Source organism: Parvibaculum sp., assembly GCF_019635935.1.
In the GTDB taxonomy this organism is placed as follows: domain Bacteria; phylum Pseudomonadota; class Alphaproteobacteria; order Parvibaculales; family Parvibaculaceae; genus Parvibaculum.
The window spans coordinates 134,463-147,307 of record NZ_JAHBYN010000001.1 but is presented as its reverse complement, the minus strand read 5'-3'; the positions used below and the strand labels follow the sequence as shown (position 1 = coordinate 147,307).

Annotated in this window: 14 protein-coding genes; 10 read left to right on the top strand and 4 right to left on the bottom strand. The window is 62.2% G+C overall.

Features of this window, described 5'->3' with window-relative positions; translation table 11 throughout:
* The first annotated feature begins 70 nt into the window (after positions 1 to 70).
* Entirely contained in the window at positions 71 to 472 is a 402-nt protein-coding gene (locus KF719_RS00785; protein WP_293506270.1) for a hypothetical protein, read from the top strand.
* A 30-nt stretch (positions 473 to 502) separates the two neighbouring features.
* Entirely contained in the window at positions 503 to 937 is a 435-nt protein-coding gene (locus KF719_RS00780) for a GFA family protein (RefSeq protein WP_293506268.1), read from the top strand.
* Between the two features lie 66 nt (positions 938 to 1,003).
* Here KF719_RS00780 and rnk read toward each other — a convergent pair whose 3' ends face one another.
* The 3 genes from rnk to KF719_RS00765 all read right to left on the bottom strand — a co-directional run bounded on the left by rnk (position 1,004) and on the right by KF719_RS00765 (position 2,619).
* Positions 1,004 to 1,417: a nucleoside diphosphate kinase regulator gene (gene rnk, locus KF719_RS00775; RefSeq protein WP_293506266.1), complete on the bottom strand. Its 414-nt coding sequence runs from the start codon at positions 1,415 to 1,417 to the stop codon at positions 1,004 to 1,006.
* A 1-nt stretch (position 1,418) separates the two neighbouring features.
* A complete protein-coding gene (locus KF719_RS00770) occupies positions 1,419 to 1,937 on the bottom strand; it encodes a GreA/GreB family elongation factor (protein ID WP_293506264.1) in 519 nt (172 codons plus the stop codon).
* Positions 1,938 to 2,196: 259 nt separating this feature from the next.
* On the bottom strand, positions 2,197 to 2,619 hold the full coding sequence (locus tag KF719_RS00765) for a hypothetical protein (RefSeq protein WP_293506262.1): 423 nt from the start codon (positions 2,617 to 2,619) through the stop codon (positions 2,197 to 2,199).
* 178 nt (positions 2,620 to 2,797) lie between these two features.
* Here KF719_RS00765 and KF719_RS00760 point away from each other — a divergent pair, with 178 nt between their 5' ends.
* Positions 2,798 to 3,178 carry a hypothetical protein gene (locus KF719_RS00760; RefSeq protein WP_293506260.1) on the top strand — a complete coding sequence of 127 codons (381 nt, stop codon included), beginning with the start codon at positions 2,798 to 2,800 and terminating at the stop codon, positions 3,176 to 3,178.
* A gap of 93 nt (positions 3,179 to 3,271) precedes the next feature.
* Entirely contained in the window at positions 3,272 to 4,078 is an 807-nt protein-coding gene (locus KF719_RS00755; RefSeq protein WP_293506258.1) for a helix-turn-helix domain-containing protein, read from the top strand.
* A 186-nt stretch (positions 4,079 to 4,264) separates the two neighbouring features.
* Here KF719_RS00755 and KF719_RS00750 read toward each other — a convergent pair whose 3' ends face one another.
* Positions 4,265 to 4,912, bottom strand: a complete 648-nt coding sequence (locus KF719_RS00750) for a carbonic anhydrase (protein ID WP_293506256.1) — start codon at positions 4,910 to 4,912, stop codon at positions 4,265 to 4,267.
* 259 nt (positions 4,913 to 5,171) lie between these two features.
* Here KF719_RS00750 and KF719_RS00745 point away from each other — a divergent pair, with 259 nt between their 5' ends.
* The 6 genes from KF719_RS00745 (at position 5,172) to glmS (ending at position 12,717) form a co-directional block, all read left to right on the top strand.
* Positions 5,172 to 5,507 (top strand): hypothetical protein, encoded by a 336-nt coding sequence (locus KF719_RS00745; protein WP_293506255.1) that lies wholly within the window; start codon positions 5,172 to 5,174, stop codon positions 5,505 to 5,507.
* A 144-nt stretch (positions 5,508 to 5,651) separates the two neighbouring features.
* The gene (gene cysD, locus KF719_RS00740) at positions 5,652 to 6,446 is read left to right on the top strand and encodes a sulfate adenylyltransferase subunit CysD (protein WP_293506254.1); all 795 of its coding nucleotides are present in this window, start codon (positions 5,652 to 5,654) and stop codon (positions 6,444 to 6,446) included.
* Between the two features lie 12 nt (positions 6,447 to 6,458).
* Positions 6,459 to 8,378, top strand: a complete 1,920-nt coding sequence (gene cysC, locus KF719_RS00735; RefSeq protein WP_293506253.1) for an adenylyl-sulfate kinase — start codon at positions 6,459 to 6,461, stop codon at positions 8,376 to 8,378.
* A 37-nt stretch (positions 8,379 to 8,415) separates the two neighbouring features.
* A complete protein-coding gene (galE, locus tag KF719_RS00730) occupies positions 8,416 to 9,405 on the top strand; it encodes a UDP-glucose 4-epimerase GalE (protein ID WP_293506252.1) in 990 nt (329 codons plus the stop codon).
* Between the two features lie 121 nt (positions 9,406 to 9,526).
* Positions 9,527 to 10,891 (top strand): bifunctional UDP-N-acetylglucosamine diphosphorylase/glucosamine-1-phosphate N-acetyltransferase GlmU, encoded by a 1,365-nt coding sequence (gene glmU, locus KF719_RS00725; protein WP_293506251.1) that lies wholly within the window; start codon positions 9,527 to 9,529, stop codon positions 10,889 to 10,891.
* 2 nt (positions 10,892 to 10,893) lie between these two features.
* Complete coding sequence (glmS, locus tag KF719_RS00720; RefSeq protein WP_293506250.1) at positions 10,894 to 12,717, top strand: glutamine--fructose-6-phosphate transaminase (isomerizing); 1,824 nt, start codon at positions 10,894 to 10,896, stop codon at positions 12,715 to 12,717.
* Positions 12,718 to 12,845: the final 128 nt, after the last annotated feature.

Below are 12,845 nucleotides of genomic sequence, written 5' to 3'. Positions count from 1 at the left end.
TGGACGGTCGTGTCTATTGCGGCATACAATTTTTCACGAGCGAGTTTAGAATTTTTAGACGGGAGGTTTCATGCGTCTGTTTTCAATAGTCGCTATATGCGCTCTTCTTCCCGTTGTAGCGAATGCTTCGGATTGTTGGGTGGCAGGCGAATTTGAAGGTCGCAGCACGATGTCAACCGGCGGCTATAACTTCATCGAAGATAGTTTCGCGGACGGTATGCTGATCTGTTTTTCCGGCGACGTAGGTCGCGTCACCGGAAACGATTTGCCGCTTACTCAATTTGGTGCATCCACGCTCATCGGTTGGTCAGAAAACGGTCAAGGCTTGGAGACGGTGAATACCTGCCAACTCGACCGCGAGCGAGGACGATTGCTGATTACGCAAAGTCGAATTGGCACCGCAACAGAAGTTCCAATTCTTCCTGACTACGCGGCTGTTTATGTGGGGCGTACTGTTCCTGCATCGCAGTAAGACAGCATCCTCGATATATAGGGTCATCCCATGCCCCCGCACCCCTCCAACCTCCCGCCACCTTACGAAGGCGGCTGCGCTTGCGGCGCGGTGCGCTTCCGCGTCGAGGCCGCGCCGCTCGGCGTTCGCGTCTGTCATTGCCGCATCTGCCAGCAGGCGATGGGGGCGCCGTTCCTTGCCGTCGCCTCCTTTCCGAAAGCCGCCGTCACGGTCACGGGCGAGACGGCGCGCTGGCGTTCGTCGGAAAGGCTCTGGCGTCATTTCTGTCCGCAATGCGGCTCGCGCCTGACACTCGAACCGCTCGATGGCGACCGTCTCGGATTTCCTCTGGCGGCACTCGACAATCCGGCCGCCCTCCATCCGGAAATGCACATCTGGATTTCGTCGCGGGTGCCGTGGCTCGCGCTCGCCGACGACCTTCCGCAACACGCCGAAGCTTCGCCCGAGCCTTACCGCAGCGGGTGAGAGGCGAGGGCGTAGCATGGTGATTTCCCACCCTCCCACAGAGGGGAGGGTGGATTGCTTCCTCAATCACCCGCGCTCGACCACCTTCACCACCTTGAGCCAGCGCAGATCGCCGTAGCGCGTGCTCCAGGAAATGGTCTGGCCCTCGCGCATCCCTAGCAGCGCCACGCCGACGGGCGAGGCGATCGAGACCACGCCGTCGTCGGACGAGCGCGCCGTCGGATAGACGAGCTTCAGCCGTTCGATGCGGCCTTTCATGCCGAAGATGAAGTCGACCGTCGAATTGACGGTGACGACATCGTCCGGCAATTGCGCCAGCGGCATCACCTCGGCGCGCGCCAGTTCCTGATCGAGGAAATGCGCGACCTCCGGCAACACCTCTTCAAGCCCGCCGGCCACGGCCGACAGACGGTCATATTGCTCCGCCGCCACGACGATCGGCGGCAGCGACGTGTTGATGGCATCTGCATGCAGCGTCATGTCAGGCGGCCTCCGGTCCGTTGTTGTCCGGCCCATCACTGTCCCGCACTGTGCGCGCCATGCGGCGGCGTATATCGGCTTCCGGCTGGAAGTCGATGGCGATGAGTTCGAGCGTCAGCCGCGCGCCGTCGAAGAGCACGGCCTCGACAATGTCGCCGGCGGACTGGCCGAGCAACGCCAGGCCGATAGGCGTCAGCACGCTCAGATACTGGCCGTTCGGCGCGGGGCCGCGCTGCAATTGCAGCATCCGCCGTTCGGGCATCCGGCCTTCGATGCGATAGCGGATAATGCTCCCGAACGTCGCCACGGTTTCGGCGACGGCCGCGCCCGGCATCACCTTTGCCTCCACGAGTTTCGCGCGGACGCGGGTTCGCATCGGGCTTGTGAGATCGAGGTCCTCGAACGTCGCGGCTTCGAGCCGCGCATAGTCCGATGAGGTGAGCACGGGCCGCGATGCCGTTTGCGGGTTCGGAACGATATTCAATTGCGCGCGGCTGCCGCCGCCATTGACGATGGACATGACAAAACCTCATCGCACGACCGGGCTCATGGCCCGTCATGCCGATTGAATGGAAAGCTGGTGATGAAGTCGGTCCCCGGGTCTGGCCTTGCGCGAAGGCGCGAAGGCGCCGGCCCGGGGCTAATGTCCCGCGAGCAGCGTACCCGGTGTCAGAAACAGAGGTGCGTCGGCTTTGCGCATAATGATCTCAAGCTAGCCATTACGCCGGAAATGTCAAAGCCGCGCGGGGTGGCCGAACGCCGCAGCGCAGATCTCGTCTCTATCGCGACGGTACGCAGTCGCTTGTTTCGAACTCGCAATCGCAGGCCAGGCCGGCGCCCGTGTCGAAAGGTTCACCCGAACAGGTGACCGGACAATCCTGCATTACGCCATCGAGCCTGACTCGTTCCATCGAACGTATTGGGCAATCTGCCTCTGGCGTGCAGACCAACACACGCGCATCGGCGACTCGACGGCAATCTTGTGTCAAGCGGGCAGCACCATATGTGCTCACCTTGACCTTCTGCTGGTCGCCTGCCGAAGCACCCGGAATGCGCGAAATGTCCCGCCGGTCCGACGGCGTCGCCAGCGGCCGCGATGTAGGCGGCGTTACTGTTTCGGCCGCAGCCGGCGGCGGCGCCAACATGCTCCCCTGAAAAGTCAGCACACAGACGGCGAGCAGCAATGCGATCGACTTTTTCATGGGTAGCTCCGGTTCCGGCCTGAGCCGACGCTACTATGCCGGGCCGTTGTCCCGCAAACGGCTTGCAGTGATTGCGTCTTGAATGGAACATCGGAACCGTCGAATCCGTTTCCGTCTCCGGTGCGGCGGGCCTGTCCGCGCCATCGTTTCGGAGCCGGTCATAAAAATGGGGGGAACCATGAAAATCGACCGTTTGTTTCTCGTCATAGCGGCAATCTACATCCTGATCGGCATGGGGCTCGGATCCTATATGGGCATGAACCAGGACTTCGCGCACCGCACCACGCACACCCACATCAACTTGCTCGGCTTCGTCAGCATGACGCTCTTCGCGCTGGTCTACCGCGCCTGGCCGGCCATGCAGGAGAGCCTCCTCGCCAGGATCCATTTCTTCGCCTACCAGGCCGGCGCCCTGATCATGGTGACGGCGATCTTCCTCAAATATGGCGGCCATGCGGAAGAAGAAATCTACGGGCCGATGTTCGGCGGCTCCGAAATGCTGCTTCTCGCCGGTATGGTCGCATTCCTGATCGGGGTGCTGCGCGCGGCGCGCGATTGAGCGGCGGGCCCCGCCAAAACGGTACAAAATCGTACAATTTTGGTAACTTTGGCTCGCTAGCCTCGACCCGGAACATCGGAAACGAGAAGCCGGATGAAGAGCCACAGAGACGAAATCGGGCAGGCGCTGCGTGAAGCGCGGCAGGCGGCCGGCCTGTCGCTGGGCGATATTGCGTCCCGGATCAAGGTCAAGCCGGTCTATCTCCAGGCGATCGAGGCCGGCGAATTCGACCGTCTGCCGGCGCTGCCGCAGACGCTCGGTTTCACGCGCAGCTATGCGCGCCTGCTCGATGTCGATGTCGCCGCGCCGCTGGCGCAGCTTGGCGAGGAAGTTCACCGGGACATTGAGAGCGCCGATTATTCGTCGCCGGACCCGTCATGGCGTGAAGTTCCGCTCCGGCAGATCGTGTGGGGCGCGGCCGGTGCTGCTCTCGGCATGCTGCTGATCGCGGCGTTGTTGTTCGATTTCAGCGCGCCGCCGCCTCAATGGGCGTCCGTCGCGGAAGCGCCTGTTGCGGCAACGCCCGTCGTGCGCCCGGTTCCGGACGTCACGACCCCGGCCGCGGAAACGCCCGCCGCCGCGCCTCAAAGTTCCGTACACGGATCGGCGCCGGTCTCGGCGGAGATGGCCGGGCTGCTGGCCAGTCTGTCGGCGGACACTAGGGTGCCCGGCGAGGCGGTCCCCTCGGCCGCGCCGCAACTCTTCGCCACCCGCGATGTCCATCTGCGCGCCGCACCCGCCAATGAGGCGGCCGTGCGCGGCGTCCTTGCGGCCTGCGAGGCGCTCGCCGTGATGGACGCGGATGCGGACGGCCCCTGGCGGGCGGTCCGGCGGAGCGACGGCACGACCGGGTGGGTCTATCAGCGCTATGTCAGCGCGGCGGTCCCGCCGGTCTGCTGAGCAGGTGCCGGGGCGGTCGAAAACCGGGGACAAGTTTTTTATCCCCGGATCAGCGGCCGGGCCGCGCCGGTTGCCGGCACGCGTCATGACAGATTTTTGACAGTTCGATGACAGCGAAAGTGCCGTGCCGAAAAATGGCGCAAAGCGGCTGTTTTCTATTTGTGACAGTCGCGCAAAAAGAGGGGCTCAGGCCTTGTCGGCGACGTCTGTGAAGCTGTCGGATTTGGCGTCATAGATCGACAATTTGCCGCTGCCGATGCCGTAGAACCAGCCGTGGAGGCGCAGCGTTCCGGCCTTTTCGCGCTCGGCGACGAAGGGAAAAGTCCGAAGCATTTCAAGGGATTGCACGACGGCGCGTTGTTCCATCAGGCGCAGGAGGGCCGGCTTGTCGAGGTCGGGATGCTGGTCGCGCACCGAGGTTTCGACGCTGGTTGCCAGCGACATCCAGTTCGAAATGAAGTCGCCTTCCGGCGGGTGGCCGCAGCCGGCGTCATACAGCGCCTCGATGCCGCCGCAGCTCACATGGCCCATCACGATTATGTCAGCGATTTCAAGGCCTTTGACGCCAAATTCCAGCGCCGCGCTGGTGCCGTGATAGTGGCTGTCGGGCTGGTAGGGCGGCACCAGGTTGGCGACGTTGCGGACCACGAAAAGCTCTCCGGGGTCGGATGAAAAGATCATCGCGGGGTCGGCGCGGCTGTCGCAACAGGCAATGATCATCGCCTTGGGGCGCTGGCGGCGCGCCGCAAGTGCTTGATATTTCGCCTCATTCTGCTTGTAAGCGCCGCTGCGGAAAGCTCGGTATCCTTCAATCAGGCTGTCGATCGTGTCCATGCGTCCGGCGTCCTTCCGCTTGCGTCCGCGGTCTTCATACACAAGCATCGCCGCCGATAAAAGATGCCGCGACGTCAAGCCGTTACGCTTCTCCGTGATGCCGGATGAGGCAGGCTGCCCGCCAAATATGCAGCCTCCGGCACACCGGCGCGCACATTCCCTCCAATTGCCGCGGCATAGGCAGAGGCCCGGATTCTGCATAGACTTTGCGCCAAAACGGGGCGTGCTGCAGCCGCCGGTTCAGTCGATGGGGAATGCGATGTCGTATGTCGAGATGTTGGAAAATTTGTCAGTGGAGAGCCAGATTTCGATAGGCGGCCTGCTGCTTTTGCTGGTGATCCTGACAACGCTTCATGTGCGCAGCCTGCTGGCGCTCAAGGCTGAACGGAGCGAGCGCAGCGCCCGCGAAATGAACGCCCGCATCGACGCCCTGATGCGAAAACTCGAGGGAAAAGGCGCAAAAAACGGCCGCATGAGTCCTTCGGTCGATCGCCCGCGGCCGCTACAGCGTACGGCCGCCAAGTCGGTCCCGGCCGCGCGTTGTCCTTCCAACGCCCTTGTGCCGCAGCGCCGCGTCCGCTCGCGTACGGCATAAATAGCGCTGTCTGCGGCGTTTTTGGCGCTTGCAATGCGCAGCCGACCGCACTAAATCACAAGCACAAGCGGGGTTTGAAATATAAACCCTGTTTTCTTGTGTATTATCGTGTGCCGCGGGCGGAGCCTGCGCAGGAAGGCCGTCATGGATCGCCTCGATCAGCTCGAAAGCCAGAGCATTTTCATCTTTCGTGAAGCGTTCAACAGGATCGAGAACATCGCGATGCTGTGGTCGTTGGGCAAGGACTCCAACGTGATGATCTGGCTGGCGCGCAAGGCTTTTTTCGGTCACGTGCCGTTTCCGGTGATGCATGTCGACACCGGCAAGAAGTTCCCCGAAATGTACGATTTCCGCGATCGTTACGCGGCGGAGTGGGGCCTCAATTTCATTCGCGAAGAGTGCCCGCCGCTCGAGATGACCGATGAAACGCTGCCGCCGGCGGCGCGTTCGGCGGCGCGCAAGACCGAGGGCCTGAAGCTCGCGATCAAGAAGCACGGCTTCAACGCGCTCTTCGCCGGCATCCGCCGCGACGAGGAGGCGACGCGCGCAAAGGAACGCGTTTTCAGTCCGCGCGGCCAGACCGGCCAGTGGGATTTCAAGGATCAGCCGCCGGAATTCTGGGACCAGTTCAAGACCGACTTCCCGCCGGGCACGCATATCCGCATACATCCGCTGCTGCACTGGACGGAGATCGACATCTGGCTCTACACGCTGCGTGAACAGATCCCGACGATCGCGCTTTATTTCGCCAAGGACGGCAAGCGCTATCGTTCGCTCGGCGACAAGGACATCACTTCGCCGGTCGCAAGCACCGCGTCGACCATCGAGGAAATCATCGAGGAGTTGCGGACCACAAAGATTTCGGAACGGTCGGGCCGCGCCATGGATCACGAGTCGGAAGACGCATTCGAGCGTCTTCGCGCCGACGGCTATCTGTAAGGAAGTTCGAGCATGTCCGAAGCATCAGAAGCCAAGGTGAGACTGGCCGCCGTGAACCCCAATCCCGCTTCCACGCGCGATCTTCTGCGCATCGTCATCGTCGGCCATGTCGATCACGGCAAGTCGACGCTGGTCGGGCGGATGTTCCACGACACCGGTTCGTTGCCCGACGGCAAGTACGAATCCATAAAAGCCATGTGCGAACGCCGCGGCGTTCCCTTCGAATGGGCGTTTCTGATGGACGCGCTGCAGGCTGAGCGCGACCAGGGCATCACAATCGACACCAGCCAGATCTGGTTCAAGACCGATGCCCGCGACTACACCATTATCGACGCGCCGGGGCACAAGGAATTCCTGAAGAACATGATCACAGGAGCAGCGCAGTCCGATGCAGCGCTGCTGATCATCGACGCGGCCGAAGGCGTGCGCGAACAGTCGCGCCGCCACGGTTATTTGCTGCATCTGCTCGGCATTCGTCAGGTCGCCGTGGCTGTCAACAAGATGGACCTTATCAACTACGAGAAGGACCAGTTCGACCTGATCGAGCAGGAATATCGCGACTACCTGACCTCGATCGGCGTCACGCCGACATTCGTCATTCCCGTGTCGGCGCGGCAAGGCGACAACATCGTCAACCAGACGAACGCAATGCCATGGTACAAAGGGCCGACCATCGTCAAGGCGCTTGACAGCTTCATGCCGACGGCGGCGCCCGTCGACCGGCCGCTGCGCTTTCCGGTTCAGGATGTCTACAAGTTCGATCACCGACGCATCATCGCCGGCCGCATCGAAGAAGGCAGCCTGAAGGTCGGCGACACGCTTCTCTTTTCGCCGTCGAACAAATCGGCGCGTGTGCAGAGCATTGAGTACTGGTCGACCGTTCCCGGCAAGAAGCCGCCGATGGAGGCCTCGGCCGGCGAGTCCATCGGTATTACGCTCGATGAACAGATTTTCGTCGAACGCGGCGAATTGGTGAGTCACGCCGAGCATGCGCCCATCGAAACCGATGTGTTCCGCGCGCGGATTTTCTGGCTCGGTCACGAGCCGATGGTGAAGGGCAAGAGCTACCGCATCAAGCTCGGTACGCTGGAAGCGCCGGTCACGGTACAGTCGATCGAGAGCATCATCGACACCAGCGATCTGTCGAACACGTCGTCGCATCAGGTCGAACGCAACCAGGTCGCCGAAATCGTGCTGCGTGCGCGGCGGATGTTGGCGCTGGACGAATTCATCTCGGCGCCCAAAAGCGGCCGCTTTGTGCTGATCGACAAATACGACATCGCCGGCGGCGGCATCATTTCGATGGAAGGCTATGCCGACCAGCGCGACCTCATCACGGCCCGGTCGACCAATATCACCCGCGTCGTGCACGGTATCGATGAGACGGCCCGCACCTTCCGCAACGGTCACAAAGGCGGCGTGCTCTGGTTCACCGGCCTTTCCGGTGCCGGCAAGTCGACGCTTGCCGTGGCGCTGGAAAAGAAGCTCTTCGAGAAGGGTTATAACGTCTACGTGCTGGACGGGGATAACGTTCGCCACGGCCTCAACGCCAATCTGAGTTTTTCGCCTGAGGATCGCGCCGAAAACATCCGGCGCGTTGGAGAAGTGGCGGCTCTTTTCGGCCGCGCCGGCATGATTGCGATTACGTCGTTCATCTCGCCCTACCGGTCGGACCGCGACCGCGCGCGCGAGGCCGGGGGTGGAAATTTTCATGAAATCCACGTCAAGGCCGACGTGGCGACCTGCGAGGCGCGCGACCCGAAAGGCCTCTACAAAAAGGCCCGCGCCGGTGAAATTAAGGATTTCACAGGCATTTCGGCGCCCTACGAGGAGCCGGACAATCCCGAACTCGTCATCGACACGGCCGAAGTTAAGCTCGACGAATGCGTCGAGCGGCTCGTCAACTATGTGGAGACGAAGTTCAAGGTATAAGGGGCTCTGCGGGTTTCCAGATTCGAGCAGGCCCCGAATGAGCATTCTTGTGACCGGTGGCGCCGGATATATCGGCAGTCACGCCGTCATCGATTTGATGAAAGCCGGTGAAGACGTTGTCGTGATCGACAACCTGTCGACCGGGTTCGACTGGGCCGTGCAGGCGCCGGAGGCGCTTTATGTCGGCGACATTGCCGACGAAGCGCTGGTCGACCGGATCATCGCGGAGCGGAACGTCGAAGCCGTCATACATTTCGCGGGCTCGATCATCGTTCCGGAATCGGTGACCGATCCGCTGAAGTACTATCTCAACAACACGGCCAGATCCCGTACGCTGATCGAGCGATGCGTCAAAGGCGGCGTCAGGCATTTCATTTTTTCGTCGACGGCCGCGGTCTATGGCATGCCGGAGCGTTCGCCGGTCGGTGAGGACGATCCGCTGGCGCCGATGTCGCCCTATGGCCGCTCCAAGCTGATGACGGAATGGATGCTGCGCGACGTGGCGGACGCCCATGAGATGACCTATGCGGCGCTCCGTTACTTCAACGTGGCGGGCGCCGACCCTGAGGGCCGAGTGGGCCAATCGACCGCCAACGCAACACATCTCATCAAGGTCGCCTGTCAGACGGCGCTCGGCCAGCGTCCCTATATCGAGGTTTTCGGCGAGGATTATCCGACGGCGGACGGAACCTGCGTCCGCGACTACATTCACGTCAGCGATCTCGCCGCCGCGCACACGGCTGCACTTATCCATTTGCGCAGCGGCGGTGAAAATCTGGTTGCCAATTGCGGCTATGGGCATGGCTTCTCGGTGCATGAAGTTCTGCGCGCGGTGGAGCGGTCGGCCGGACATGATTTCGAGGTTCGCCGCGCACCGCGCCGCGCGGGCGATCCGGCGTCGATCGTCGCCGACCCGGCCAAAATCAAGCAGACGCTCGGCTGGAATCCGGTCCATGACAATCTCGACACGATCGTCGGCCATGCGCTGGCGTGGGAGCGACGGCTAGCCGAACGGAACAGGCGCTGACAACGGACTTGTCCCCGGGGCGGAGCGGATGGGGCAACATAGTGAAATATAAATTTATTTCCCGGAAATTCAGGCGATGTGCCAGTTTCGGCCGAGCCCAAAACGGAGATAGCCGGCAATCATGACGAGAGGCAGCGTCAGCACCATCATTCTTGCCGCAGGCAAAGGCACGCGCATGAAGTCGCGCTTGCCGAAAGTGCTGCATCCGATCGCCGGGCGGCCGATGCTCGGCCACGTGCTGGCGGCTGTCGAGCGTGCCGGCGACGCGCGCCCGGTGCTGGTGCTTGCCCCAGCCATGGAAGAAGTCGCTTCTTATGCACGGTCGCTGCTGCCCGGCGTTTCGACCGTCGTGCAGCCGAGCCCGCGCGGCACGGGTGATGCCGTACGCGCCGCGGAAGCGGCTGCAAGCGATGCAGAAGGTGTCGCGCTTGTTGTCTTCGGAGATACGCCGCTGGTACGAAGCGAGACGCTCTCCGGCATGATCGACGCATGCACGACCGATACGCCCGTCGTCGTTCTCGGTTTCGAAGCTGGAAATCCGGCGCCCTATGGCCGCCTGGTTCTCGACGCCAAGGGAATGCTGACGCGGATCGTCGAAGCGAAAGATGCGACCCCCGAAGAATTTGCGATCACGCTTTGCAACGGCGGTGCGATGGCGGTGCGGCGGGAACATCTGTTCCGGCTTCTCGCGAAAGTCACCAACGACAATGCGAGCGGCGAATACTATCTGCCCGATGTCGTCGGACTTGCGCGCGCCGAGGGCCTCCAATGCGCGGTGACCCGCGCGGCCGAAGAAGATCTTCAAGGCGTCAACAGCCGCGCCGAACTGGCCATTGTCGAAGCCGCCCTGCAACGCCGGCTGCGCAAGGCGGCGATGGATGACGGCACGACGATGCTCGATCCGGAAACGGTCTATCTGAGTTTCGACACGGTTCTCGGTCGCGACGTAACGGTCGGGCAGAACGTCGTATTCGGGCCGGGCGTGTCAGTCGCCGACGGGGCAACGATCAAGGCGTTTTCCCACATCGAAGGTGCGACGATTGCCGAGGGCGCCGAGATCGGCCCGTTCGCCCGCATTCGTCCGGGCAGTGAAATCGGCCGCAAGGCAAAAGTCGGCAACTTCGTCGAGACGAAGAAGGCAAAGGTCGAGGAAGGCGCCAAGATCAGCCACCTCTCCTATATCGGCGATGCACGCGTCGGCGCCTATGCCAATATCGGCGCGGGCACCATCACCTGCAATTATGACGGCTATAACAAGTTCTTCACCGACATCGGTGCGGGCGCCTTTGTCGGTTCCAACACGGCGCTTGTTGCGCCGGTCAAAATCGGCGACGGCGCCTATCTCGGCTCAGGCAGCGTCATCACGAAAGACGTGACGGCAGACGCTCTGGCCGTCGCGCGCGGACGGCAATTCGAAAAAGGTGGCTGGGCGGCGGCATTTCGCGCGGCGCATGAAGGCACCAAAAAAATCTCATCGGGCGAATAGTCATGTGCGGAATTGTCGGCATCGTCGGAACGGAACCCGTTGCACCTATCATTCTCGAGGCGCTGAAGCGGCTTGAATACCGCGGTTACGACAGCGCCGGCATCGCGACGCTGCATGGCGGCACCATCGACCGCCGCCGCGCCGAGGGAAAGCTCGTCAATCTGGACCGGCTGCTTTCCGAGAATCCGCTCGACGGCGTCATCGGCATCGGCCACACGCGCTGGGCAACGCACGGCGCACCGACGGAACGCAACGCACATCCGCATGCCACCGACCGCGTCGCTATCGTCCATAACGGCATCATCGAAAACTTCCGCGAGCTTCGGGAGCGACTGACGGCCGGCGGCGCCAATTTCGTAACCGAGACCGACTCGGAAGTCGTTGCGCATCTCGTGACACATTATCTCGACAAAGGACTAGCACCGCGCGAGGCTGCGGCGACGGCACTGCACGAGCTTGAGGGCGCCTTTGCACTCGGAATCGTGTTCAAGGGCGAGGAAGACCTAATTATCGGCGCGCGCCGGGGACCGCCGCTTGCGGTCGGCTATGGCGAGGGCGCCATGTATCTCGGATCGGATGCCTTTGCGCTCGCGCCGATGACAAGCCGGGTCTGCTTCCTTGAAGACGGCGACAGGGTCGAGTTGACGCGCGCCGGGGCAAGCATATTCGATGCAGCCGGCAACAAGGTTCAGCGCCCGATCAAGATCACGGACGTTTCGGCCGCCCTTGTCGACAAGGGCAATCACCGGCACTTCATGGCGAAAGAGATTTTCGAGCAGCCGGAGGTCGTCGGCCATACGCTGTCCGAATATGTGAATCCGCTCGACGACACGATCCGTTTGCCAGCGCTGCCGGTCGACCTTGCCTCAGTCCCGCGCATTACCATCGTCGCTTGCGGGACGGCTTATTACGCGGCGATGGTCGCCAAATACTGGTTCGAGCGCTATGCGCGAATTTCGGTCGAGGTCGATATCGCGTCCGAGTTCCGCTATCGCGAAGCGGCGATGCCGGACGGGGGGCTTGCCATTTTCATTTCGCAATCGGGCGAAACCGCCGACACGCTGGCGGCGCTTCACTATTGTCGCGCACAGGGGCAAAAGATCCTTTCGGTGGTCAATGTCGTCGAGTCGTCGATTGCGCGGGCCTCGGACGCCATACTGCCGACCTATGCAGGGCCTGAGATCGGCATTGCCTCGACCAAGGCTTTCACCTGCCAGTTGACGACGCTCGCGGCGCTGGCGATCCGCGCGGGAATTGCGCGCGGCACGCTCGACCGGACCGACGAAGAGCGGCTCGTGCGGACGCTGATGGAAGTGCCGCGGCACATCGCCGAGGCTCTGGCTCAGGACGAGGCCATTCAGGCGTTGAGTATCGAGTTTGCCAAGGCGCGGGACGTTTTGTATCTCGGCCGGGGCCACAATTATCCGATCGCGCTTGAGGGCGCGCTGAAGCTCAAGGAAATCTCCTACATCCATGCGGAGGGATATGCGGCCGGCGAACTGAAGCATGGCCCCATCGCCCTGATCGACGAAGAAGTCCCGGTTGTCGTCATCGCGCCGGTCGACGCCCTGTTCGAGAAGACCATCTCCAACATGCAGGAGGTCAGCGCGCGCGGGGCACGGGTGGTGCTGATTGCCGACCGTGCCGGCATCGAGCGCGCGGGGAGCGACATGTGGGCGACAATCGAAGTCCCGACCGTCGATCCGCTGATTGCGCCCATCGTCAACGCCATTCCGGTGCAGCTGCTGGCCTATCACGCGGCTGTATCCAAGGGCACGGATGTCGACCAGCCGCGCAATCTCGCAAAGTCGGTGACGGTCGAGTAGCGGGCGATTCGCGCCACGACGTCAAAGGCGGTCTTCAAGCATTCGCCGCAAGATTTTGATTTCGTTGATTGTTTTTCTTCCCAGCGGGCGCCTGAAACAGGCGTGCTAGATTTGCGCGCAAGTTGTAG